Origin of the sequence: Sorangium sp. So ce1036 (assembly GCF_051369805.1) — a bacterium.
GTDB classification, from domain to species: domain Bacteria; phylum Myxococcota_A; class Polyangia; order Polyangiales; family Polyangiaceae; genus Sorangium; species Sorangium cellulosum_F.
Genome location: NZ_JBBMOX010000001.1, coordinates 9,411,041 through 9,434,038 on the forward strand (window position 1 = coordinate 9,411,041; position 22,998 = coordinate 9,434,038).

Genomic DNA, 22,998 nt, shown 5'->3' on the forward strand with positions numbered 1-22,998 from the left:
CGGGTCTCTCCTCCGCCTCGGGTTCCTCCGCCTCCGTTCTGCTTCACACTCCGCGATCTCCCGCGGGCCGCCGGTCCTCCCGGAGTGCGCGGATCCTCCATGATGCTGCCCAACGATTCGCCGGTCTGCCGCGGCGCGCAGCGCCGCCAGCAGCAGCGGCTGGTTGGGCGGCTTCATGGCTCAGTCCTCGGGCGGATGCCAACCCGCAATGACCCAGCCTCGCCGGGCTTCCACGAGCTCGGCGCGGTTCAGGCGAACCGCAGCGATCGTAGCTCGGCCAGTTGGCGTCTTGCCGATGATAAGAGATCCCTCCGCGCTCCATCCGAAATGATCCAACCAGACCTGCTGTCGTGGGTTGAAGAGACGCACGACTTCCCCGGTGTGCGGGTCGGGAGCAGCGATTCGATTGCCCTTGGGATCGTTGCACATCGAGCACGCGAGCCAGAGGTTTTCCCTGGCGGTAGGTCCGCCCAGCGACTCAGGGATAATGTGATCGATCTCCATCGGCGTAACGATGATACGCGCAGAGGTCAGGCAGTAGCCGCAGCGATGGCGCGCCTCACTGGAGACCTGCTCACGCAGCGCCCTCCCGATGTAGCTACGGCTCATGTCCTTGGTGAAGCCACGAGACGTCATGACCTCGCTGTTTGAGCAGGGCGGCAGATCGGGAACGAACCAGCATGATGCGCGTGTACTCCTTCATGAGCGTCGCGAGCGCCTCGATGTCCGACGCGGAGAGCCCTTCGCTCTGGCGCTTGATGTGCAGTTCCTCGAGGTCCGCGGCCTTCTCCGGGGCGAGGCTCTGCCTGGCGGCCCGCCATAGATCCTCGTCATCTAGCAAGTGCAGCGCCGCGATGGCCTCCGCCATGTCGACCGGCAGCTCGTCGGGCTCGTCCGGGAGGGAGGTTGCCACCGCATCGACGAGCTCGGCCTCGACGGTACGTTGCGTCTTCTGCGCGCGGCGAGCCAGGCGCTCGTACAGCGGCTCGGGCAGGTTCACCGTAACGGCTTGAACGGCCATGTCCTAGTTTACGATGGGCCGCCGAGGCAGGCAAGCTCGGCGGCGCACGGCGCCGCCGACGCGCGGCCGGCCGATCTCCTCCGCTGCACGCCGGCCGATCTAGACGAAAAGATGTGGTGAATGCGATGCGATCTGGTTTCTCGCGGCGTTCATTTGTTCGGCGGAGTACGCCGCGCTGAACTTCCTCGGTCCGTGATGGTTTGGATGTGGAAGGAACGTTCGCCGCGGCGGCGGATCTCCACGCGAACGAGGCGGATGCGCGATCAGCACTTCGGCTGGGATCTGCATCGATTCGTGGATCTTTCGGATCATCGGGAGCGTGAGCGCCCGTTTGCGGCCCAAGACCTCCGAGACCCGTGCCCTGGAACCGATCAGCGGTTCGAGCTGCTTGCGAGTCCACCCGAGCTGCTCGCAGCGCGCCTCGATCGCTGCGATCGGGTCTGGCGGCGCAATGGGGAACTGCTTGCGCTCGTACGCGTCGACCAGCGTCGCGAGCGCATCAAGCTCTTGCGCCTCGGGCGAGCCTGGCTCGGCGTCCCAGAGCTCTTCGATCCTGCGAAGCGCCCGACCGTGACTCTCCTTATCCACAACAGGCTCAATCATCGCGGTACCCTCATACGCTCGTCGCATCAATTCTGTCGTACTCGGCATGGGTGCCGATGAATCGGATGTAGACCAGATACGATGAACCGCACTTGACTTGCGCGATCAAGCGGTAGTTGTTGCCCTTGATATCGAACACGACCAGGTTGTTCGGAAGGAAGTCGACGCTTCCGAAGGCGGCTTTGATGTCAGCGGGCCCCGTCCACGAGGCACTTTGGACGATGGAGAACCAGAGCCGCAGCGGAATCTCGGCATCGGCGTGCCGAGTCCAGAACTCAGCGAGAGCGCTGCGGCTGAAGATCCTCACGGAGTGGAAAGTATATCATGCTCCCACGGCGGGAGCCCCCCTTCGAGTGCAGCCTCCAGTGGCGGCTGAACCAGGCTCTCCGCTGTCGCCCGCCGAACGCACTGGCGCTCGCCCCGTCGGGTCCAGCGCCGGGTTCGGCGGCCCATTGCCACGGTACGGGGCCCGCCCGACGCCTTCGAGGCCGCCCTCGACGAGGCCGGCCTCGCCGACCGCGCGCTCGTCCTGCGCCTCGCGGCCGAGCGCGCCCGCGCCGAGGACGACGGGGTGACGGCGAGACGGCGCCGCCGCCGCCCGGGCGCACGACGATGAAGTCGACGTAGCTCCTCCCCGGGGCCCGTCGTTCATGCCGCTCGGGAGATGCGACCGATCTCGATGACGCGAAGCTGGCTCCTCTTGAGCTGCTCATAGAGAGAGGCGTCGAACGGGAGCTTGCCGTCCTGCTCGATGAGATGCTCGGTGAAGATGAGCCGCGTGTCACCCTGGAGCTCGTCCTTCACCTCGACGGTGTAGTGCCGCTCCAGCGCCGGGCGAACGACGACCGCCCCCTGCTCTCGCACCGGAACCGCGACAGCCCGCTCGCTGACCCTCACGGGCTGCCCGGACTTTCGAGCGGCCTCGATGAATTTCGCATCGTCACGGATCTGCAGCACGTACATCGCGGACCTCCTCAGATCGGCAAGTCGTCCAGGACCTGCTTCTTGCTTGCCTGGAGGAATCTCGAATGGACACCAACCGCGGAAGCGAGAACCGTAGTCAGCGGGTAACCGATCGACCCGGTGCGTGTCAGTTCGGTCGTGACCGCGGTGAGGATCTCGGACACGAACACGACCGCCGCTCGCCCCGCGTCACATTCGTAGAACTGATAGACGCTTTCGGCCTTGATGCCGATGGCGCCCTTCTCCGACACGATCGGATCGGGGAGGTGCGCGTGGATGAGCGGCGACACCTCGTCCTGTAGCCTCGCTCGGACTGCGGGATCCAAGCCCGTATCCTGGAGCTGGGTGGTCTTCTCATTGCGAGCCGTGATCAGGAGGTCCAGCACCGTCCTCAGCGTTTCCGAGCTGTTCGGATAGTTGTAGGAGAAGAGGGCCGAGTACCAAGTCTGTCCCGTAGTGCATTCGGAGCGGCTCTCCGCGAGTTGCTTGATCGCATCCCTCATCTCGCTTTCGTCGGGTGGTGGGGATCTCGCGCGTGGTGCGTGGGACCGTACGCGGAGCAGCCGTCGCGGCCCAGCAGCTCGCGGGCCTCCGCCCCGCCCGGTCGCCTCGACCGGCCCGGAGCCGGCCGCCTCAACCGGCCCCGCGCGGGCGCCGCCCTGCTCGGCGGCGGGTTCCCTCCCCCTCCGTTCTGCTTCACACTCCACCTCACCTCCGCCGGACTGCACCCTCGTGCAGCGGCCTCCCCCCGGCCCCTCCGGCCTCCGCCGCTTCCGCCTCCGCGACCTCGTGCCCCACGCCCTCATCACCTCCCCCAGCGCCGCCGCCCGCCTCGATCGGGCCGTGGCCTGGCTGCGCCGCCGGCGCCCCGCGGAGCGCGTGCTCCTCGTCGGCGCCTCGATCGAAGCCGTGAACGAGCTCGTCCGCTCGGCCATCCGACGGCGCCCCGGGCCTCGGCGACGAGGTCGAGATCCTCTCCGCGCCCGGCGAGAGTCGCGAGTGCATCGCGATCGCGCGCATCGCGCTGCGCGAGGCCCGCGCCGGCGTGCCGCTCGCGCGATCAAGTAGCAGCGAGAGGGGGCTGCGGGAGTCCCTCGTGCTCGTGCGAGCGGCCGGCGTGCATGGGATGCTGCCCAACCTTGGGCCTCAGCCGCGGCGCGCAGCGCCGTCGGTTGCAGGCCCCGGCTGCGCGGCATGTCAAGCGGCGCCTTTTTTTGGCTCTTCGTCGATCCATTCGAGCCGAAGCCGCTTTCCGCTGCGGGCACAGTCCCGGAGGTACAGATTGATCAGGGTTTGATACGGTATCTCCGTCCCCTCTGCGAGAGACTTGAAATAGCTGATCGTTTCCTCGTCGAGGCGAATCGTAACCTGCTTCTTGAGCCGCTTTGCATACGGATTCGCGCGGGCCTTGGAGAAGTCGTAGTTCTTTCTCATGGCTTCCACCGACTGGTATAGGTTGCACGCTCGGAGGGGGTTGCCCGACGGGCGGATATGATCCTGATCACATTGCCACCTTGGCGATAACAGTGACACACAACAAGGATGCGGGTCGTGGCACTCAGTCCGAGGAGGATGAAGCGGTCTTCGCTTTCGGAGTGGTCAGGGTCATCCAGCAACAGCGCTCGGTCGTCGGTGAAGACGGTGCGAGCCTCGTCGAACGAGACGCCATGCTTGCGCTTGTTGACTGCGCTCTTCCGTGCGTCCCACTCGAACCGGAGGCCAGCCACCACAACATTGTACCTACGATGTAGTGCACGCGCAAGCAGGCAGGGCGGCTGCACGAGCCGCAGCCGCACGAGACCCTGCTCGCCCTGCCGCTCGATCCCGCCCGCTCAGCTCGTGGCAGGGCTCTCCGGCGTCACGGCCGAGCCCTGGGCTAGACCCGTCGATGCGTGCTCCCCGCACGGACACGGCGAGCAGGCGCGCCGGCTCGAACCGGCGGCGCGCACCCGAGCCGCGCTTCGGAAGAAACAGCGCCGCCGCCCGGGGGGCACGACGAACGAGCAGTCGCCCTGCCCGACGTCTAGGAAGTAGACGCCGAGCGGGCTACCCATGGGAAGGCCCGGCCTCGCCGAGGCGCTTGCGCCACTCGGCCCAGAGCCGCTCCGGATCGCGACCCAGGAGCTTGCCGAGCTCGACGACGGGGCCGACGGGCTCGCCGGCGGCGCCCGTGCGGACACGGACGAGCCGGGGATGGGTGTCGGGCACGAGCGATGGATCGAGGGCGTCTGCAATGCCGAGCGCGAAGGTGCGGGCGCTCGAACCCACCTCGCGGACGACCATCGATCCGTCCTGTTCGGCGACGACCTTTCCGAGAATCCAGGTGGTCTCGGGGACCTCTCCCAGGAGGCGCGAGGCCGCGATGTCGACGCTACCAAGGAGGCGTTGCTTCTGGGCGCGGGCGGCGGGATCCAGCGTATCCTCGGCCTCCTCCTCGCTGTGGTCCCTCGCTTCGTAGTGGTCCCAGACGTGGAGCGCATCGACGACGTGCGGCGGCTCGAATCGGAGGAGGTGCTGGACGGTGCAGCAGCGGAGGTATCACTCCTTGCGCCGGTGCGCTGGCACCTTCTCCCTCGCCTTTTTCAGGGTCGACAGGGCGCGGCCGCGCTCCCCCTGGAGGAACTGCGTGAGCGCGAGCCGGGACCAGAAGAGCGCGTTTTCGGGCCACCGCTCGACGGAGGCGCGATACCCCGCCTCCCTCCGTCTCGGAGATGGGCTCCACCGGGGCCGGCTTGGCCTTGTAGCGGTTGTCGTGGAGGTGGTGCTTGGCAATAGGCCCACGCCCGTGGGCCGATCCGGCGCTCGGGCAGGTTCAGGATGCTCTCGTAGATGGCCGCGGCGGCACCATATTCGCTTTGCTGGAAGCGGCCCACGAGGGAGCGCTCGCGGGCGAGGTCGAGCAGGAGCGCCACGCCATAGCATGCGAAGAGGAGGGCTGGGTCGGGCTGCCCGGCGGCAGCGTAGTGCCGCTCGGCTTCGATGAGGGATGCGGCCTTCGACCAACCATTGGGCTCGTCGCCCCGGAGCTCGCCGGCGAACGCGGCGGCGACGCGGAGGTGGGCGTCGACCCGCTCCTCGGGAGAGAGACGCGCCTCTGCGAACCGCCGCGCCGGCCCCTCGAGCCAGAGGGAGCGCCCGTCGCTGCCGATGATTGCCGTCAGGGAGCGGACCTGGGAGATCTCCGACGGGGAGAGCGGGGAAGGGAGGGCCTGCCAGACCTCGTCTGGCAGCGGGCGGCCATGGATTGCGAGGAGCCCGAGGACCTCGCGCTGCGAGCCGGACAAGGCCGCCCAGATGGCGTCGAGGAGTCGGTCCTCGCGACCGACCCGGACACACGGTCTATCCGCGCATTCCAGCATGTGCGCCGCGAGCCACCGCAACTCACGCTCCGTATTCCCACAGATGGGGCGCATCTCCTCGCGGCTCATGTCCGTATTCCCGTGGATAGGCCGTGACCTTCTGCGTCCTATCAGCGCATCTCCATGGATAGGCTGCTGCATGAGCACGTACTCCGGCCGTTCGGCCGCCGGCGCTCCGGTCCGCCGAGCCGCGCGGACTGCATCCAGGACACCGCGCCCGTGCGGCCGGAACCAGGGCGAAGCTCGCGTGTGCATGCTCGCTCGACGAGGTGGTGGGGATCCCGCGCGTGGTAGCGTACGCGGAGCGGTCGTCGCGGCCAAGCAGCTCGCGGCCCTCCGCCCGGTAGCCTCGACTGCCCCGGACCCGGCGGCCTCGGCCGGCCCCGCGCCAGCGCCGTCCTGCTCGGCGGCGGGTTCCCTCCCCCTCCGTTCTGCTTCACACTCCACCTCACCTCCGCCGGACTGCACCCTGGTGCAGCGGCCTCCCCCGGCCCCTCCGGCCTCCGCCGCTTCCGCCTCCGCGACCTCGTGCCCCACGCCCTCATCACCTCCCCCAGCGCCGCCGCCCGCCTCGATCGGGCCGTGGCCTGGCTGCGCCGCCGGCGCCCCGCGGAGCGCGTGCTCCTCGTCGGCGCCTCGGTCGAGGCCGTGAACGAGCTTGCCCGCTCGGCCATCCGCGGCCGCCGCGCCGTCTTCGGCTGGCACAGGCTCACCCTGCCGCGCCTCGCCGCCGCGCTCGCCATGCCCGGGCTCGCCGCGCGCGGCCTCGTCCCGGCCAGCGCGCTCGCGATCGAGGCGCTCTGCGCGCGCGCCATCGACGGCCTCGCGGAGGACGGGCTGCTCGGCCGCTTCGCCCGCGTCGCGGACCGGCCCGGGCTGCCGCGCGCCGTCGCGCGCACGCTCGAGGAGGTGCGGCTCGCGGGCGTCGCCCCCGACGCCCTCGCACCCGCCGGCCTCGACCGCATCGGTCACGCCTTCGAGGCCGCCCTCGACGAGGCCGGCCTCGCCGACCGCGCGCTCGTCCTGCGCCTCGCGGCCGAGCGCGCCCGCGCCGAGGACGACGGCGACCCGCGGAACGCCCACCCGCTGCTCGGGTTGCCGCTGCTCCTGCTCGACGTGCCGGTGCAGTGCGAGCTGGAGCGCGAGCTCCTCGAGGCCGTGGCCGCGCGCTCGCCCGACGCGCTCGCCACCGTCCCCGCGGGCGACGCCGCGTCGCTGCGCCACCTCGAGGCCGCGCTCCGGTCGCCGCCGCGGCGCATCGCGCTCACCGCGGTCTCGGCCGCCCACGACGGCGGCGGCGCGGGCGACGCGGGCGACGCGGCCGACACCGGCGACGCGGACGCGGCCGACGGCGCGGAGGACGACGGGCCGCCGCCGGCCGCGCCCAGCACCTCGCTGGCGCGCCTGCAGGAGCACCTGTTCGACCCGCTGGCCGACGAGGCGCCCGGGCTCGGCGACGAGGTCGAGATGCTCTCCGCGCCCGGAGAGAGCCGCGAGTGCGTCGAGATCGCGCGCATCGCGCTGCGCGAGGCCGGCCGCGGCGTGCCGTTCGAGCGGATGGCGATCCTCCTGCGCGCGCCCGAGCAGTACCGCGCGCACCTCGTCGAGGCGCTGCGCCGGGCGGGGATCCCGGCGTACTTCGCGCAGGGCACGGTCCAGCCCGATCCGGCGGGCCGCGCGCTGCTCGCGCTGCTCGCGTGCGCGGCCGAGCACCTCTCGGCGTCGCGCTTCGCCGAGTACCTCTCGCTCGGGCAGGTGCCCGACGCGACGCCCGCCGGCGAGCCGCCGCCCGCCGCGCCCGAGGCCGACCGCTGGGTGCCGCCGGACGACGACTTCTTCCCCGAGCTCCTGCGCGGCGGCCTGCCCGGCGACGAGGCGCTCGACGGAGACGACGCGCTCGGCCGTCGCGACGCGCTCCCGGAGGGCGCCCCGCCCGGCGCGGCGAGCGGGGGCCCCGATCCCGCGGACATGCCCCCCGATCCCGCGGGAATACGCCCCGATCCCGCGGCCATGCCCCCCGATCCCGCTGAAATGCACCCCGATCCCGAGAATCCGGACCCCGTGGCCCCGGTGCACGACGGCACCCTGCGCGCCCCGCGGCGCTGGGAGCGCATCCTCGTCGACGCCGCGGTGATCGGCGGCATCGATCGCTGGGAGGCGCGGCTCTCGGGCTTCGAGCGCGACCTCCGGCAGGCCCTCGCCCGCGCCTCGGAGGAGCGCGACCTCGCGCGCATCACGCGCACGCTCGCCGACCTCGCGGCGCTCCGCGGCTTCGCGCTGCCGCTGCTCGCGGCGCTGCCGGCCCCGGGGGAGCGCGCCACCTGGGGCGCGTGGCAGCGCAAGCTCTCGGCGCTCGCGACGCGCGCGCTCCGGCGCCCGGAGCGGGTGCTCGCCGTGCTCGCGGAGCTCTCGCCGATGGCCGACGTCGGCCCGGTGGACCTCGGCGAGGTGCGCCTCTGCCTCGCGCACCGGCTCACGAACCTCGTGCTGCCCCCGGGCGCCCGCCGCGACGGGCGCCTGTTCGTGGCGCCGATCGAGGCCGCCCGCGGGCGCGCCTTCGACGTGGTCTTCGTGCCCGGGCTCGCCGAGCGCATCTTCCCGCAGAAGGTCACCGAGGACCCGATCCTCCGCGACGCGCTCCGCCGGGCGATCTCGGCGGGCGCGGCCCGGCTCGACACGAGCGACGACCGGGTGGCGCGCGAGCGGCTCGCCCTCCGGCTCGCCGTGGGCGCCGCCCGGCAGAGGCTCGTCGTGTCGTACCCGCGCGTCGACATGGACCAGTCGCGGCCGCGGGTGCCGTCGTTCTACGGGCTCGAGCTGCTGCGCGCGGCCGAGGGGCGGCTGCCCGGCTTCGGCGAGCTCGAGCGCCGCGCCGAGCAGGGCGGCGCCGCGCGCATCGGCTGGCCCGCGCCCGCGCGGCCCGAGGACGCCATCGACGCGGCCGAGCACGACCTCGCGCTCCTCGAGACGCTCTTCAGCCTGCCCGAGGAGCGGACCGTCGGCACCGCGCGCTACCTGCTCGGCGCGAACCCCCACCTGGCGCGCGCGCTCCGGTTCCGGGCGCGGCGCTGGATCCCGGGCTGGACGAGCGCCGACGGGCTGTTCAAGCCGGTCGCGGCCGCGCGCGAGGCGCTCGCGAAGCACGCGTTCGCGCGGCGCTCGTTCTCGCCGACCGCGCTCCAGCACTTCGCCGCGTGCCCGTACCGGTTCTTCCTCTACGCCGTGCACCGGCTCGCGCCGCGCCCGGAGCCCGAGGCGATCGAGGAGCTCGACCCGCTCCAGCGCGGCCGGCTCGTGCACGACGTGCTCTACGAGGTGCTGGTCGCGCTGCGCGACGCGGGCGAGCTGCCGCTCGGCCCGTCGTCGCTCGACCGGGCGCGGACCGAGCTCGACCGGGCCCTCGACCGGGTCGCCGCCCGCTACGCGGACGAGCTCGCCCCGGCGATCCAGCGCGTGTGGGACGACGGCATCGCCTCGGTGCGGGCCGACCTGCGCGAGTGGCTGCGGCGGGCGGCCGAGGACCGCGACTGGGAGCCGATCCACTTCGAGATGTCGTTCGGGCTGCCGCGCCGCCTCGCCCGCGATCCGGCGAGCTCGGACGAGCCGGTCGAGCTCGACTGCGGCGTGAAGCTCCGGGGGTCGATCGATCTGGTCGAGCGGAGCGTGTGGGGCGCGATGCGGGCGACCGATTACAAGACCGGCAAGGCCCGCGCCCCGCGCGACGCGGTGGTGAGCGGCGGCGGGGCGCTCCAGCCGGTGCTCTACGCGCTCGCGCTGGAGAAGCTGATGCCGCCGGGCACGCAGGTCGAGTCCGGGCGGCTCTACTACTGCACCTCGGCCGGCGGGTTCACCGAGGTGCCGATCTACCTGGACGCGCGGGCGCGGGAGGCGGCCGCGCAGGTGGCCGGGATCATCGGCGAGGCGATCGACAGGGCGGCGCTCCTGCCGCTGCCGGCCGAGGGCGCGTGCGCGCAGTGCGACTACCGGCCGGTGTGCGGGCCGTACGAGGAGCTCAGGACCGGCAAGATCAAGCGGCGCGACGTCGAGCCACGGCGTCGGCTGGAGCAGCTCCGCCGGCTCGCGTGAGCGGCGGCACGGTCGAGCCCGACGCCGTCTCCGGATCGAGCGCGGCGCGCGACGAGCTCGTCGATCGGGCCGTTTTCCCGGACAGCCATGCTCGCGGCGCGGGGCGAACTCCGCAGCACGCGCGCCCCGGCCTGCTCGCCGCCCCGAGCCCTGGGGACTGCGCCGCTGCTGCGGCTGCTGTGATCGCCGAGGAGGCGGGGCGCGCGCCGCCGCCGAACCGGTTGCAATCGCCTCGACCCGTTGCGATGCTCGGCTAGTCTTGCGGTGCCCCTCGCCGGGGGGCGTCGAGCCATCCCCCCCTATCATCTTGCGGAGGTCCGCGTGAAGCATAACGACGTGGTGGTCTTGATCCTGGGCGGAGGCGTCGGGAGCCGACTCTACCCGCTGACCAAGCTGCGCTCGAAGCCAGCCGTGCCGACGGGCGGCAAGTACCGCCTGGTCGACATCCCGATCAGCAACTGCCTCAACTCGGGCTTCCACCGCATCCACATCCTCACGCAGTACAACTCCGTCTCGCTGCACAACCACATCACGCAGACGTATCGATTCGACGTCTTCTCCGCCGGCGCGGTGCAGATCCTCGCCGCCGAGCAGACGCCGACCCACAGCGACTGGTACCAGGGCACCGCCGACGCGGTCCGCAAGCAGCTCGGCGAGGTCAAGTCGCCGAACCCGCGCGACGTGATGATCCTCTCCGGCGACCACCTCTACCGCATGGACTACGAGCCGTTCCTCGAGCACCACCGCAGGATGCAGGCCGACGTCACGCTCGCCGTGCGCCCCGTCCCGACCGCCGAGGTGTCCCGGCTCGGCATCGTGGACACGGACGACGGGGGGCGGGTGCGCAAGTTCGTCGAGAAGCCGAAGGACATGAAGCTGCTCGACGGCGTCCGGCAGAGCGCCGACCCGAAGAACCCGTGGCTCGCCTCGATGGGCGTCTACATCTTCAGGGCGAAGGCGCTCTACGAGATGCTCGAGCGCGACGACGCGTCCGACTTCGGCAAGCACATCCTGCCGCGGGCGCTCGACACCCACCGGATGGTGACGTACACGTTCGACGGGTACTGGGAGGACATCGGCACGATCCGGAGCTTCTACGAGGCGAGCCTCGCGCTCACCGACTCCAACCCTCCGTTCTCGTTCTACGACCCGCAGCGGCCCATCTACACCCGTCCGCAGTTCTTCCCGCCGGCCCACGTCACCGCCGGCTCGGTCCTCGACCAGGTGATCCTCGCCGAGGGCAGCCGGATCGTCGATTCGAGGATCACGAGATCGGTCGTGGGGCAGCTCTCCTCGATCGGGCCCGACGTCCGGATGTCGAACACCGTCATGATGGGGGCGGACTACGAGGCCTTGTTCCACGCCAACCCCCCCGAGGGCTCGGGGGATCTCCCGCCCATCGGGATCGGCCGCGGGTGCGCGATCGACGGCGCGATCATCGACAAGAACGCGCGCATCGGCGAGGGGGTGGTGATCCGCAACCTCCCCGATCGGCCGGACACCGACGCCGAGTACTACGCGGCCCGGGAGGGCGTCGTGGTCATCCCGAAGGACGCGGTCGTCCCCGCCGGCACGGTGATCTGACCGCCCGCTGCCCGAGCTCCCCGGCGAGCTCGGGCAGCGAGGCCCCCCCGCGCTCTTCTCCACCGCCATGGCCGACGCGGCCGCGCCGACGCGCATGGGGTGTGCCCTGATCGCGACCGAACGAGCTTGGTGACAAAACAGAAGCGCCCCGCCTGGTGAAGGGCGGGGCGCCGGCGATTCGAGGGACGAGACCTCGAATCAGCGCTACGTCGGGTTCACCGCGATCTGCATCTGAGCGATCACGACCTCCCCCTCCATCCATGCCTTGGCGCGGAGGCCGCTGTTGCCGGGCTCGTCGGCCTTGATGGATCCCTGGTACGTCTGCGCCAGGCTGCCGGTGGTGCGCGCCTTGTACGGCTCGTACTTGGTATGAACGGAGTCGGTGAACTCGGGCTCGAAGTAGAACTGCGTCGTGAAGATGTGGTCGCCCCCCTGGTACGTCATGCGACCCCTCGACGCCGATCCCTTCTTCATGCAGACGAAGTGGATGTGGACGTCGCGGCCGTTGTACCAGCCGGGGAAGATGCTCCGGAACGAGACGACACCGTTCTCGTCCGTGGTCTGCATGCCGCGACAGAAACGGTCGGTGTTTTCGAGATGGTTCTGATTCGGCGTGCCCCGGTACGGCGCGTCGGGGTTCTGCTCGGTGGCGGTCCCCTCGACCCCGAAGCCGCTGTAGTACCCCTGCCCGTCCGTGTGCCAGATGTAGACGTCCACGTCGGGCAGGCCCACGCCTTTGCCATCGCAGTCGGGCTTGCTCATGTCGAGCACGCGCAGGTGGAGGTGCATCTCCACGCCGGGCGCCGCATCTTCATTGTAGCGACCACGGATGTCCTGCCGGAACAGGGAGATGTCGTCGTCCTTCTCGAGCTCGTGAATGAAGAAGGGGCCCTGACCGGCGCCGTCCGTCTTGTTGAGCGCCCTGCACGTCGGCACGTCGTCGAACGGCGGCGGCGTGAGGGCGTTGCCGTTGCCACCACCTCCCGCGCCTCCCGTGCCCGGATCGGTGCCCCCCGTGCCTGAGCCGCCCGAGCCCGCCGTGGCGGCGTCCGGTCCCGAGCCGCCCGCGCCCGTCGTGGTCGTGGCGGGGTCGGCCCCCCCGCCTCCCGTCCCCGAGCCCCCAACGCCGGAGCCGCCCGTGCCCGAGCCGGTGGTCCCGCTGCCCCCGGAGCCCCCAAAGCCTCCGGTACCGCTGGGATCGGTGTTCGGCCCCGACTCGCCGCCATCTCCGCACGACACGGTGACGGCGATCGCCCCCAGCCCCAGGAGGGCCTGCCGCCGATCGACGCCCCTCAACGACGGGCCCTGGGTCTCGGTATCTCGTTCCTTGCTCATAAGCAGCTCTCCTGAGGTGGTCGATGTCCCGTCCGTCCGAAAAGGCGCCGAACAGGAAGCACCTTCCCAAGAACGGCGGGATTAAAGCACGAAGGCCCGGAGCGCGAAAGACGGGACTCGATCTGATCCCATATTCCCGCATTCATGTAGTTATCCCGCGCCGTTTCACACGGGCCGGCGCGTCAGGGGCCCACCGCGCCCTTGCAGGAGAGAGCGAACAGGAGGTCCTGACCGCACGCATCGCAATGAAACCGGAGAGAGCCGTGTGCGCAGACGCCGCAGCGCAGGGAGGCGCGAAATGCCTGTCGACATGCCTGTTCCATGTGCCGAGGCAGCGGCCGCTCGCTGGCCTCGCGGGCGTGCGCGGGGCGCGACTCCAGGCTCTCTCCAGCGAGCTCATGAAGGGACGACTCCTCGGGGCCCGGTTCGCACCCGCGACTCCGTCCCTGAGGGACAACGTACCTGGCGCGCTGCGCTACGCGCACTCGGGCGACGGTTGCGCGGCGAGCGCCGCCGCGCGGTCGTGCCCCTTCTGGGCAGCCGCCTGGGCGCGCCAGAGATCCATCATGCGACGATAAGCGCCGCCGCGGCGGAGCAGCGCGTCCGGCGGCCCCTGCTCGACGACGCGGCCCTGGTCGAGCACGACCACGCGATCGGCGCGCGCGGTCGTGGAGAGGCGGTGCGCGATGAGCAGCGTGGTGCGGCCCCGGACGAGCCGCTCGATGGCGCGCTGCACGGCCGCCTCGCCCTCGACGTCGAGGCTGCTCGTGGGCTCGTCGAGGATCACGATCGAGGGCTCCTTGAGCAGCGTCCGCGCGATGGCGACGCGCTGGCGCTCGCCGCCGGAGAGGTGCACGCCGCCGCGGCCGACCCGCGTCGCGTAGCCGAGCGGCAGCCGCTCGATGAACGGGGCGGCGTTCGCGGCGCCGGCCGCCGCGCGGACCTCGTCGAGCGTCGCGCCCGGGGAGCCGTAACGGATGTTGGCCTCCAGCGTGTCCTCGAAGAGGAACGCCTCCTGGGTCACGATCCCGACGTGCCGGCGGAGCGCCTGCTTCGGCAGCGTCCGGAGGTCGCGCCCGTCGATCCGGATGCTCCCGCACGTGGGATCGTAGAGGCGCAGGAGCAGGTCGGCGAGCGTGGTCTTCCCCGCGCCGCTCGGCCCGACGATGGCGACGAGCTCCCCCGGAAGGATGGAGAGCGAGACGTCCTCCAGCACGGCCCGGTCGGCCGCGCGGGCGTACGAGAAGCTCACCCGGTCGACCTCGATCGCGCCCTCGACGCGCGCCGGGGCCGAGGCGCCGGGCGGATCGGGGACGTCGTCCTCGGCGTCGAGCACGTCGAAGACGGCCTCCAGGCCGAGCTCGGCGCGGCGCGCGGTCTCGTACAGGCCGAGCAGCGTCTGCGCCGGGCCGTAGAGCCCGCCGACATAGCCGAGGAACGCCACGAGGGTGCCGACCCCGATCTGCCCGCGCAGCACGAGGACGCCGCCCACGCCGAGCAGCGCCACGCGGCCTGCGTTGATGCAGACACCCCGCGCCACCGAGAGGCGCGTCTGGAGCCGGACGCTCTCCAGCACCTCGCCCTGCGCCCCGGCGACCGAGGTCATGAACCGGTCGTGCTCGTCCGCCTCGCGGCCAAAGACCTTCACCGTCTTGATCCCGGAGAGCACCTGGTGAAACCGGTTGTAGATCTCGCACCACCGGTCGAGCACGTCGCGCTCGCGCGCGAGCAGGCGCGCCGCCGTGGCCCTGCCGAGGAGGAGCGGCGGCACGATGAACGCGATCGCGACGAGCGCGAGCAGGGGGCTCAGCGCCAGCATGACCCCGAGCGAGGCGAGGAGGTACACCGCGGCGGGGATGAGCTGAAAGGCGACGGACGAGAGGCCGTCCATGAGCGAGGTGATGCCCCGATCCAGGCGGGTCATCAGCTCGCCGACGCCGTGCCCCTGGTGGTAGGCGATGGGGAGCGCGCGCAGGCGCTCGGTCGTGTCCCCGAGCAGCGCGCGGTTCACGCGGAGCCGCACCTGCCAGAGCACGACCGCGGCGGCGCCCTCGAGGACCTGGCGCGCCACGACGAGCGCGCCGAGGGCGAGCGCCGCGTGGGCGACGGCGCGGACGCCCTCGCCGACGGGGGCGGCGGAGCCCTGCGCGATGCGATCGAAGATCGCGCGGTGCGCGAGCGGCTCGAGCGCCGGCAGGACGCTCGCCGCCAGCGTGAGCCCGACGCAAAGGGCGATTCGACCGCGGTGGGGAGAGAGGTAATTCAGACTTCGGCGCAGGTCGCGCCACAGATGTCGCTTCACTGCCAATGCTCGAATCACGCCGCCAGCGCAGGCTGCGCCCGGGCGCGGCCCGATAGGAACAGGGAACCGCCTGAGGCGCAACCGTCAAGTCGGCCGCGCGCTCCCGCGAATTCGATATCTCCGAGAGAGCGCGGAGTCGCGGTGGATCGCGGCGAACAGCGCGCGACGTGAGGTGGGCTCCAACCATCCCGGGGCGCCGGCGCCCTCTCCCCTGCCGCGGCGGCGCCGCCGGGGCGGCGGGTGTCGATGTCGCCAGCGGGGCTTGTTTGTAAAGAATATTTAAAATGACGCCCCGCGCCGCGCGGACGATTGAACATGGCCCCTGGCTCCGCTACATCATCGCTCGCCTGAGGCCGCTCCGAGCATCGCATGAGCACCCACCTGGGCGCGGGCGTCGCGCGCGGAGCGGCGAAGGCGGCCTCCCTTGCGGTGTCCCCGCGGGGGAGTGGAGCGCGAGGCCCGGGCGGCGCCGCCCGGCGGCTCGGGCCGCTCCGCGACCATGCTGAAGGATGGATTGAGCGCGCCGCCGGCGGCTCGTGGCCGCTCACGCGTGTCGGGCGCCGCGCTCGCACGCGCTTGCAATGGAGAAAACGTCGATGAGAAGCTCGAAGATGGGGCTGCTACTGGCGTGCGGGGTCGGGGTGGCCCTGTTCGCCGCGGGGTGCTCGGATGCGGAGGAGGAGAGTCCGGAGCGCCTCGACGAGGTCGCGCAATCTCTCACCCTGGCGGATCGGCTCGCCCAGTGCGCGCAGGATCCGCGCGTCGTCGCCGGGCTCGTCTCGCAGGACGTCTGCGCGGGCGCGGGCGTCTTCTTCCACGAGACGTTCGACGGCAACGGCCGCACCTGCGGCACGTGCCACCCCGTGGACAACAACACGACGCTCGACGTGGAGTTCATCACGGCCCTGGACCAGACCAACCCCGATGATCCGCTCTTCGTCTTCAGGAACGTGCCGGAGCTCGCCGCGCTCGAGACCTCGGATCTGCTGGACGACGCGGCCATCCTCGAGAACGTGGACGGCTTCAGCGATCCGACGCACCGGTTCGTCTCGCGCGGGGTGAACCACGTCCTCTCGCTCAGCACCAGCATCCGGGCGGACGCGGGGGATGGCACCACCAACCCGCCCGCGGAGCGGACGGGCTGGGGTGGGGACGGCTCGAGCGACGGCACGCTGCGCGGCTTCCTCCGGGACGCGGTCGTCCAGCACTTCCCGAAGCGGCTCGATCGCGAGCCGGGCGTCGATTTCCGCCTGCCGACGCCGGAGGAAGAGGACGTGGCCCTGGCCTTCCAGCTCAGCCTGGGCCGGCTGAACGAGCTCGATCTGGCGAGCGTTCGCCTGTTCGACGCGGGGGCCGAGGACGGCCGGCTCGCGTTCATGGACCCGGACCGCGGCCGCTGCAACGTGTGCCACCACAACGCCGGCGCGAACTTCCAGGACACCGGCAACAACCGCAACTTCGACACGGGGACGCGCGCGTCAGGGGGCTCGCCGCTCAACGGGGGCAGCTTCGAGGGCGGGTTCCTCGCGGACGGCGGCTTCGGCGGGCGAGACCTGGAGGAGCCCGACTTCGACGCCACGGGCATCGGCTTCGCCAACTCCTTCGGCAACGGCACCTTCAACCCGCCGCCCCTGATCGAGGCCGCGGACACGCCGCCCTTCTTCCACAACAACCTCCAGGTCAACGACAAGGCAGCTCCGGGCATCAACGATGCCGTCACGTTCTACGCCTCGGCGCCGTTCAACTTCTCTCCCGCCGCCCAGGAGCTCGAGCAGCGCTTCGGGACGCCGCTCGACCTCGTGCCGCTGGACTCCAGCGCCATCTCTCGCTTCCTGCGCGCGCTGAACGCCGCCTTCAACATCGACATCGCCAGGCAACGGCTGGACGCCGCGCGGACGCTCGTCGACCAGTTCGCGGACACGCGCGCCGACGTCCAGCAGCGGTTGATGGAGCTCGCCCGCGTCGAGATCGACGACGCCATCGACGTGATGGGGGACCCGAGCAACACGCCCCCGCTGTACCCCGCGGCGCAGGATCAGCTCGACCTCGCGCGCGCCGAGATCGCCCAGGGCCTCGCGGCGGGCTCGGTGAGCGAGCGCCGCAACCGCATCGTGAACGCCCTCGCGCGGGTGGCGACCGCCCGGGCCGAGCTCGGCCAGAACATCACGTTCGTGCTCGGCCAGGGCAACCTGATGTACTGAGCGCGGCGCGGGCCCGCGAGGTCGCCGCGACCTCGCCGCCCGCGAGGAGCTCGCACCGCCCGATCCACCGGTCGGGGAGGCGCTTGGGCCTGCTGGCTCAATAAAATTGATTCATAGATCAATTTTCATCAAGCTCGCGTTGACAAATTTCGCGCGGGATCGATAATTCGATCATCCCCGTGGCAAGATTTGTCGTTCGATGCCCGAGCTGTGACGGCGAGCTGCGCGCGACGCGGCTCGGCTGCCCGGCGTGCGGGACCCACCTGGACGGGCAGTTCGAGATCCCCGCGCTGCTCCAGCTTCCGCCGGAGGATCTCGCCTTCGTGACCGCGTTCGTGCGCTCGTCGGGGAGCTTGAAGGCCATGGCCCAGCTCCTCCAGGCCAGCTACCCGACGGTGCGCAACCGGCTGGACGAGATCATCGGCCGGATCGAGGCGCTGGAACAGGGGGTCCAGAAGCGCCGGCACGAGATCCTGGACGCGCTCGAGAACGGACGGCTCACCGCGAGAGAGGCCGAGGAGGCGCTGCGAAAGGTGGGATTGTGATGATGAGCACGCCCGACGAGAGGGTGCGCGCGCTGGTGCGCGACAAGGTCATCAACCCCGCGGAAGGCGAGCGGCTGCTGGCCACGATGACGCCGCGCGCCCCCCAGCGCGGCCTCCGGCTCGCGCTGGACCCGTTCGAGCGCTTCGGCGGGGGGGTCGCCGCCGCGGCGGGGCTCGCCGTCGCCGCGCTCTCCGTCGCGATCACGCGGTTCGGCGTTCGCTTCGACGGCTTCCTCGACCTGCACACGGCGCCGCACGTCGCCCCGTACGCGACGGCGATCGCCGAGCAGGTCCTCGTGTGGCCCCTGCCCGCCCTGCTCTTCTTTGCGTACGCGCGGCTCCTCGGGCGCCGCGTGCGGCTCATCGATTTCCTCGGCGGCACGGGGCTCTCGCGCGCGCCGCTCGCGCTCGCGGGGCTCGTGCTCGGCCTCATGGCCCCGGAGCTGCCGCAGGGCGTGCCCACGCTCACGCCCGAGCTGGCCGTCTTCGCCGTCGTCGCGGCGCTGTGCCTCGCGTGGTTCCTGGCGCTCCTCTATCACGGGTTCAAGAGCGCCTCGGGCCTGCGCGGCCCCGCCCTGATCGCGGGGTTCATCGGCCTCGTGCTCGCCTCGGAGATCGTCTCGAAGGTCGCGCTCGCGCTCCTCGGCTGATCGGTCTCCCGGGCGGGCCGCCCGCCCGCGCGGGCGCGCGCTCATCCCTGCTCGCCAGGCCGCGGGCGCGCGCCGGTACGCCCGGGCCGCGGCGCGCCTGTCTCCTTTTCTTGTGCGCCTGTCTCCTTCTTCTCCTTGGCTTCCTGGCGTCGGACTTCTTGGCATCGGAGGACCGTCATGTCGTTGCGATCATGTCTCCTGGTCCCGGCGCGCCGCGCCGGCGATCAGCCAGCCGCCTGCGCCTCCCGCCTGGGCCACGTGAACCGGAAGGTCGCCCCGCTCTTGCCGTCCGACTCCACCCAAGCGCGCCCGCCGCGGCTCTCGACGATCTTCCGCACGATCGCGAGCCCGATCCCGGTGTTCTCCACCTTGTCCCTCGCCTGCAGCGTCTGGAACATGCCCCACACCTTCTCCTGAAACGCCGGCGCGATGCCAGGCCCGTTGTCCGCCACGGAGACCTCGTACCAGTCGCCCTGCTCGCGCGCGGAGAGGATCACCGCCGCGTCGTCGCGGCCCGCGTGCTTCAGCGCGTTCGTGACCAGGTTCATCACCACCTGCTGCAGCGGCACCCTGTGCGTCCACAGGACCGCGGGCGGCACGTCGATCGCGACCGTCGCCGGAGGCCTCGGCGCGATGAGCTCCACCACCTCCCGCGCGAGCCTCTCGAGGCTCACGCTCTCCGGCTCCTCCCGGTGCCTCGTCGCCCGGGAGTAGGCCAGGATCCCCTCGATCAAGGCCTCCATGCGCCGCACGCGCCCGCGCAAGAGCTCCATCTGGTGGCGCGTGCCCTCGGTGAGCCTGTCCGACAGGTCGTCCTCGATCCACTGGGCCAGGTTCGCGATCCCGCGGAGCGGCGCCTTCAGATCATGGCTCGCCACGTACGCGAACTTGTCGAGCTCGGCGTGCTGCCGCTCGAGCTCGGCCGCCAGCGTCTCCGCGCGCGCCCGCGCCTCGCGCTCGCGGTCGAGGAGGCGCGCCCTGTCCAGCGCCGAGGCGCACTGCGCCGCCACGCTCAGCAGGAGCTCGCGGTCCTCCGCGCCCCACGCCCGCTCGCCGGCGAACGAGATCGCGAGCCCGCCGAGGAGCTGGGCGTGGGCGATGATCGGCAGGACCGCGAGCGCCTGGATGTCGTCGCGCGGCGGCCTGAGCGCCGCGAGCTCCGGATACGCAGCGTGCAAGCCCCGCTTGTCGCTCACCCAGATGGCGCGGCGCTCCCGGAGCGCCTCCGAGAGGGGCAATCGCGCGTCGAGGCGCACGGTCAGGTAAGCGCTCGTGCGCTGCGCCTCCAGCCCGAGGTGGCCTGTCAGCGTCGCGACCCCCGCCGCCTCGTCGGCCGTGTACATCATCGTCGTCGAGGCGCCGAGGACGCGGTGGATGTCGCGGAGGGCCGCGTGGGCCACCTGGTCGACCGTGACCGCGCCGCTCAGCGCCGTGCTGACCGCGAGCAGCGCCTGCATGACGCGGGCGCCCCGATCGAGCTCCTCGACCTGCCTCCTGAGCTGCTCGGCGAGCTCGACGCGCTCCGCCTCGACCTGCTTCAGGCGAGAGATGTCGACGAACACCGAGATCCCGCCCTCCAGCTCGCCCAAGGGCCCGACGATCGGCGCGGCGCTGCCGAGGAGCACGCCCTCCGTGCCGTCGAACCGCACGATCCGGGTCTCCTCGTTCTCGATGGTCTGCCCGGAGGCCATGGCGCGGGCCATGGCCCAGTCCGAGGCCTCGTAAGGGCGGCCGTCGGCGTGGAAGGCGCGGTAGCGGGTCCAGTCGCTCATCGACTCGGTCGAGGCGCTGCCGCCCCAGATGCGCTCCGCGGCGCGGTTGTGCAGGACGAGCCTCCCGGCGGCGTCGCAGAGGATGACGCCGTGCGGGCTGTGCTCGAGCACCGCGTGGAGCCACCCGCGGTTGCGGGAAGCGGCGACGCGGAGCCGCTCGATCTCGCGCTTCAGGGCCTCGAGGTCCGCCGGATCAGCGCTGGCAGAGGGGCCGGACGAGGGGCGGGGACGCGCGGGTGTATCCATGGAAGGGCCGCCATCAAGCGCGCGACGCGGGGTGGGGCGCCGCGGCGCCGGGAGCGACGGTGGCGCCGAAAGCACGGTCCCGGCGAGGCATCGCCCGGAGCTTACGCCGACCGGCGGCCAGGGCAAAGGCGGCGGTCGCGGGCGGTCGTGACCGCGCGCCGGACCAGGATCCGCCGCCGATCACAGCGCGCGACGGGGGGGCAGCGCGATGTTCGCGAAGAGGAGACCGGCCGCCAGCGCCGTCGCGACCAGGATCGCCCGGAAGGCGGTGTCGACGCCCGAGACCACGTCGTTCTCCAGCAGCGAGAACATCCCGCGGAACCCGATGCTGCCGGGCACCAGCAGGATCAGGCCGGGCACCAGCGGCACCGCGGCGGGGCGGTCGAAGGCGCGGGCGACGCCGTTGCTCATCAGGCCGAGCAGCAGCGCGCCCACGAAGGCGCCGAGCTCGGCGCCGAGCAGGTGCGCGCCGAGGCGCGCGCCGGCGAAGCCGCTCCCGCCCACCACGAGGATCCAGCCGAGATCCCGCGGGCGCGCCTGCATGAGCACCGAGGCGGCCACGGCGGCGACCAGCACCGCGGCGGCGAGCGAGGCGACCGGCTGCTCCGCCGGCGGCGGCGCGGGCGGCAGCGGGGCGTGGGGCGGGAGCCGCGCGACGAGGCCCGCCCCGAGCGCGACGCCGAACCCGAGGCTGAGGAGCTGGACGAGCGACCCGGTGACCCGCGCCGTGCCCGCGGCGAGGTTGCGCGTGGCCAGCTCCGTCATCGCCGTGGTGACGCTGAGCCCCGGCAGGAGCATCACCACGCCCGCGAGCGTGACCACCAGCGTGGACAGCGGGCCGAGCGCCCGCGCCGCGACCGCCGCCCCCACCGCGGCCACGGCCGCCGCGATCGGCTCGACGATGGAGGCCCCCATCGACCAGCGCCGCGCCCCCCGCTCGATCGCGCCCACGGCCAGGCCCACCACGCCCGACGCGAGCACCTCGCGCTCGCCTCCGCCGAAGATCACCGCCGAGGCCGCCGAGGAGACCGCGAACCCGATCACGGAGATCACCCCGCCGTAGCGCCGCCTGGCGCCGACGATCGCGGCGACGCGCGCGCGCCCCTCCTCGAGCCCGAGCTCGCCGCGGATGACGCTCACCGTGGTGTCGTGCAGGAGCGAGATCTTCTCGAGGTTGATCGCCCCCGGGTGCACCCGCACCAGGGAGGTCCGCCCCTCGATGACCGGGCCGAACGAGACCATCACCGCCGTGGGCGTCGAGTAGAAGCGCGCCACGATCCCGAGCCGGTCCGCGACCACGGTGAGCATGCCCTCCAGCTGGTGCGCCGCGGCCCCGTGCGCGTGCAGCGCCTCGGCGAGCGTCAGGATGAACGCCTCGGCCTCGGCCGGCTCGACGCGGAGCGGGAGCTCGGGGCGCGAGCTCGCGGGAGGATCAGCGCCCATGGCAGCCCCCGCGGCAGGCCGGCCCTGCGCCGCGACGCCCTCCGCGCAGCGATGCGGCGCCGCCCGCGCCCGCGCTCTTCCTCTTCAAGGGACAGATCTCTTCAAGGGGCAGCTCGCCCAAAGCCGGGTCTCTCCTCTTGAGACACGGTATCCGTCACGGTGTCAATGGTGGCGGCGGCGCGGCCGCGCTCATCGAGGGTCCCCGGCGACCCGGGGCGCTCGTCCCGGAGGCGATGGGCCCGGCGCCGATGAGCGGCGAGCGGCGAGCCGCTTCTTCCGCGCGAGCTGCGGAGGTCCGCCCGCCGGCTCGATCCCAGGAGGCCCGGACGGGGGCGGGCGGCGGCTCCACGCCCCACGGCCGCAGCGGACGGGGGCGAGGGCAGGTCACGGGGAAAGTCGCCGCTGCGCTGGCCGCGCTGCGACAGCCAGGGTCAACGCTGCGTCGGACTCCGATGCTCGCCGCGACGCGCCCGGGGCGCGGCGCGCTCGGGGAAATGACGATGCTGGCTTCGGGCTCCCCCTCGCTCACCATCCCAGCTGGGCGAACCAAGATGTTGGGGGCCGATAACCGGCAGGTGAGCGCGACAGCGCGCCGATATCGAGCAAGGAGCAAGCATGATGTTGCGCAATCGTTCAGGTCGCCTCATGGCGATCATGTTCGCTGGGAGCTTTGCACTCGTGGGAGCCGGCGGTTGTATCGGCGGCGGCGACGAGGACGAGGCTGACACGGACGGCGGGGGAGCGGCCGCCGGCGAGAGGACCGACAGGGGCAGCACCGGCAGAGAGGACAGGGAGGCTGATCAGGCAGGCGGCGGCCGCACGACCGAAGACGGCGCAAGTGACACGAGCGGCAGGCGAGGCGGCGACCAGGCCGACCGCGGCGGCGAC

At 71.9% G+C, this 22,998-nt stretch carries 20 protein-coding genes; 6 read left to right on the forward strand and 14 right to left on the reverse strand.

All coding sequences use genetic code 11. The annotated features are described in order from the left end of the window. Nucleotides 1–180: 180 nt before the first annotated feature. The 10 genes from WMF31_RS35375 to WMF31_RS35420 all read right to left on the reverse strand — a co-directional run bounded on the left by WMF31_RS35375 (nt 181) and on the right by WMF31_RS35420 (nt 4,870). On the reverse strand, nt 181–636 hold the full coding sequence (locus WMF31_RS35375) for an HNH endonuclease (RefSeq protein WP_436606163.1): 456 nt from the start codon (nt 634–636) through the stop codon (nt 181–183). Next, nucleotides 599–1,021, reverse strand: coding sequence for a hypothetical protein (locus WMF31_RS35380; protein ID WP_129344495.1), 423 nt, complete (start codon nt 1,019–1,021; stop codon nt 599–601). The genes WMF31_RS35375 and WMF31_RS35380 overlap by 38 nt, the downstream gene beginning before the upstream one ends. 99 nt (nt 1,022–1,120) lie before the next feature. Then, nucleotides 1,121–1,624, reverse strand: coding sequence for a helix-turn-helix domain-containing protein (locus WMF31_RS35385; protein WP_436606164.1), 504 nt, complete (start codon nt 1,622–1,624; stop codon nt 1,121–1,123). A gap of 10 nt (nt 1,625–1,634) precedes the next feature. Further along, nucleotides 1,635–1,931, reverse strand: a complete 297-nt coding sequence (locus WMF31_RS35390; RefSeq protein WP_129344492.1) for a type II toxin-antitoxin system HigB family toxin — start codon at nt 1,929–1,931, stop codon at nt 1,635–1,637. Nucleotides 1,932–2,272: 341 nt separating this feature from the next. Further along, a complete protein-coding gene (locus WMF31_RS35395) occupies nt 2,273–2,587 on the reverse strand; it encodes a hypothetical protein (protein ID WP_129344488.1) in 315 nt (104 codons plus the stop codon). An 11-nt stretch (nt 2,588–2,598) separates the two neighbouring features. Continuing rightward, entirely contained in the window at nt 2,599–3,090 is a 492-nt protein-coding gene (locus WMF31_RS35400; protein ID WP_436606165.1) for a hypothetical protein, read from the reverse strand. A 205-nt stretch (nt 3,091–3,295) separates the two neighbouring features. Continuing rightward, on the reverse strand, nt 3,296–3,592 hold the full coding sequence (locus tag WMF31_RS35405; protein WP_436606166.1) for a hypothetical protein: 297 nt from the start codon (nt 3,590–3,592) through the stop codon (nt 3,296–3,298). Between the two features lie 192 nt (nt 3,593–3,784). Next, entirely contained in the window at nt 3,785–4,021 is a 237-nt protein-coding gene (locus WMF31_RS35410) for a BrnA antitoxin family protein (protein ID WP_129344484.1), read from the reverse strand. Beyond that, nucleotides 4,018–4,314 (reverse strand): BrnT family toxin, encoded by a 297-nt coding sequence (locus WMF31_RS35415; protein ID WP_436606167.1) that lies wholly within the window; start codon nt 4,312–4,314, stop codon nt 4,018–4,020. The genes WMF31_RS35410 and WMF31_RS35415 overlap by 4 nt, the downstream gene beginning before the upstream one ends. Nucleotides 4,315–4,633: 319 nt before the next feature. Beyond that, a complete protein-coding gene (locus WMF31_RS35420) occupies nt 4,634–4,870 on the reverse strand; it encodes a hypothetical protein (RefSeq protein ID WP_436606168.1) in 237 nt (78 codons plus the stop codon). A gap of 482 nt (nt 4,871–5,352) precedes the next feature. Between WMF31_RS35420 and WMF31_RS35425 the strand changes: the two genes are divergently transcribed. The 3 genes from WMF31_RS35425 (at nt 5,353) to glgC (ending at nt 11,616) form a co-directional block, all read left to right on the forward strand. Continuing rightward, complete coding sequence (locus WMF31_RS35425) at nt 5,353–6,042, forward strand: hypothetical protein (RefSeq protein ID WP_436606169.1); 690 nt, start codon at nt 5,353–5,355, stop codon at nt 6,040–6,042. Nucleotides 6,043–6,474: 432 nt separating this feature from the next. Beyond that, nucleotides 6,475–10,032 carry a PD-(D/E)XK nuclease family protein gene (locus WMF31_RS35430; protein WP_436606170.1) on the forward strand — a complete coding sequence of 1,186 codons (3,558 nt, stop codon included), beginning with the start codon at nt 6,475–6,477 and terminating at the stop codon, nt 10,030–10,032. 321 nt (nt 10,033–10,353) lie between these two features. Next, nucleotides 10,354–11,616, forward strand: coding sequence for a glucose-1-phosphate adenylyltransferase (glgC, locus tag WMF31_RS35435; protein WP_436606171.1), 1,263 nt, complete (start codon nt 10,354–10,356; stop codon nt 11,614–11,616). Nucleotides 11,617–11,820: 204 nt separating this feature from the next. Here glgC and WMF31_RS35440 read toward each other — a convergent pair whose 3' ends face one another. Then, nucleotides 11,821–12,951 (reverse strand): hypothetical protein, encoded by a 1,131-nt coding sequence (locus WMF31_RS35440; protein WP_436606172.1) that lies wholly within the window; start codon nt 12,949–12,951, stop codon nt 11,821–11,823. A 475-nt stretch (nt 12,952–13,426) separates the two neighbouring features. After that, nucleotides 13,427–15,253 carry an ABC transporter ATP-binding protein gene (locus tag WMF31_RS35445; RefSeq protein WP_436606173.1) on the reverse strand — a complete coding sequence of 609 codons (1,827 nt, stop codon included), beginning with the start codon at nt 15,251–15,253 and terminating at the stop codon, nt 13,427–13,429. Between the two features lie 596 nt (nt 15,254–15,849). On the opposite strand from WMF31_RS35445, the gene WMF31_RS35450 reads away from it, so the two are divergent. The 3 genes from WMF31_RS35450 (at nt 15,850) to WMF31_RS35460 (ending at nt 18,649) form a co-directional block, all read left to right on the forward strand. Continuing rightward, nucleotides 15,850–17,454, forward strand: coding sequence for a hypothetical protein (locus WMF31_RS35450; protein WP_436606174.1), 1,605 nt, complete (start codon nt 15,850–15,852; stop codon nt 17,452–17,454). Between the two features lie 179 nt (nt 17,455–17,633). Then, nucleotides 17,634–17,999: a DUF2089 domain-containing protein gene (locus tag WMF31_RS35455; protein ID WP_129344472.1), complete on the forward strand. Its 366-nt coding sequence runs from the start codon at nt 17,634–17,636 to the stop codon at nt 17,997–17,999. After that, nucleotides 17,999–18,649, forward strand: a complete 651-nt coding sequence (locus tag WMF31_RS35460; RefSeq protein WP_436606175.1) for a YIP1 family protein — start codon at nt 17,999–18,001, stop codon at nt 18,647–18,649. Before WMF31_RS35455 ends, WMF31_RS35460 begins: the two co-directional genes overlap by 1 nt. Nucleotides 18,650–18,873: 224 nt before the next feature. Here WMF31_RS35460 and WMF31_RS35465 read toward each other — a convergent pair whose 3' ends face one another. Both WMF31_RS35465 and WMF31_RS35470 read right to left on the reverse strand, forming a co-directional pair. Then, complete coding sequence (locus tag WMF31_RS35465; RefSeq protein ID WP_436606176.1) at nt 18,874–20,667, reverse strand: ATP-binding protein; 1,794 nt, start codon at nt 20,665–20,667, stop codon at nt 18,874–18,876. 180 nt (nt 20,668–20,847) lie between these two features. Then, complete coding sequence (locus tag WMF31_RS35470) at nt 20,848–22,110, reverse strand: threonine/serine ThrE exporter family protein (protein ID WP_436606177.1); 1,263 nt, start codon at nt 22,108–22,110, stop codon at nt 20,848–20,850. Between the last annotated feature and the right edge of the window lie 888 nt (nt 22,111–22,998).

Bases quoted from the DNA above. Each gene is read 5' to 3' on its own strand.
- WMF31_RS35375 (WP_436606163.1), bottom strand. From the start codon at position 636: ATGACGTCTCGTGGCTTCACCAAGGACATGAGCCGTAGCTACATCGGG.
- WMF31_RS35380 (WP_129344495.1), bottom strand. From the start codon at position 1,021: ATGGCCGTTCAAGCCGTTACGGTGAACCTGCCCGAGCCGCTGTACGAG.
- WMF31_RS35385 (WP_436606164.1), bottom strand. From the start codon at position 1,624: ATGATTGAGCCTGTTGTGGATAAGGAGAGTCACGGTCGGGCGCTTCGC.
- WMF31_RS35395 (WP_129344488.1), bottom strand. From the start codon at position 2,587: ATGTACGTGCTGCAGATCCGTGACGATGCGAAATTCATCGAGGCCGCT.
- WMF31_RS35400 (WP_436606165.1), bottom strand. From the start codon at position 3,090: ATGAGGGATGCGATCAAGCAACTCGCGGAGAGCCGCTCCGAATGCACT.
- WMF31_RS35405 (WP_436606166.1), bottom strand. From the start codon at position 3,592: ATGCACTCGCGACTCTCGCCGGGCGCGGAGAGGATCTCGACCTCGTCG.
- WMF31_RS35410 (WP_129344484.1), bottom strand. From the start codon at position 4,021: ATGAGAAAGAACTACGACTTCTCCAAGGCCCGCGCGAATCCGTATGCA.
- WMF31_RS35420 (WP_436606168.1), bottom strand. From the start codon at position 4,870: ATGGTCGTCCGCGAGGTGGGTTCGAGCGCCCGCACCTTCGCGCTCGGC.
- WMF31_RS35440 (WP_436606172.1), bottom strand. From the start codon at position 12,951: ATGAGCAAGGAACGAGATACCGAGACCCAGGGCCCGTCGTTGAGGGGC.
- WMF31_RS35450 (WP_436606174.1), top strand. From the start codon at position 15,850: ATGAGAAGCTCGAAGATGGGGCTGCTACTGGCGTGCGGGGTCGGGGTG.
- WMF31_RS35460 (WP_436606175.1), top strand. From the start codon at position 17,999: ATGATGAGCACGCCCGACGAGAGGGTGCGCGCGCTGGTGCGCGACAAG.
- WMF31_RS35465 (WP_436606176.1), bottom strand. From the start codon at position 20,667: ATGGATACACCCGCGCGTCCCCGCCCCTCGTCCGGCCCCTCTGCCAGC.
- WMF31_RS35470 (WP_436606177.1), bottom strand. From the start codon at position 22,110: ATGGGCGCTGATCCTCCCGCGAGCTCGCGCCCCGAGCTCCCGCTCCGC.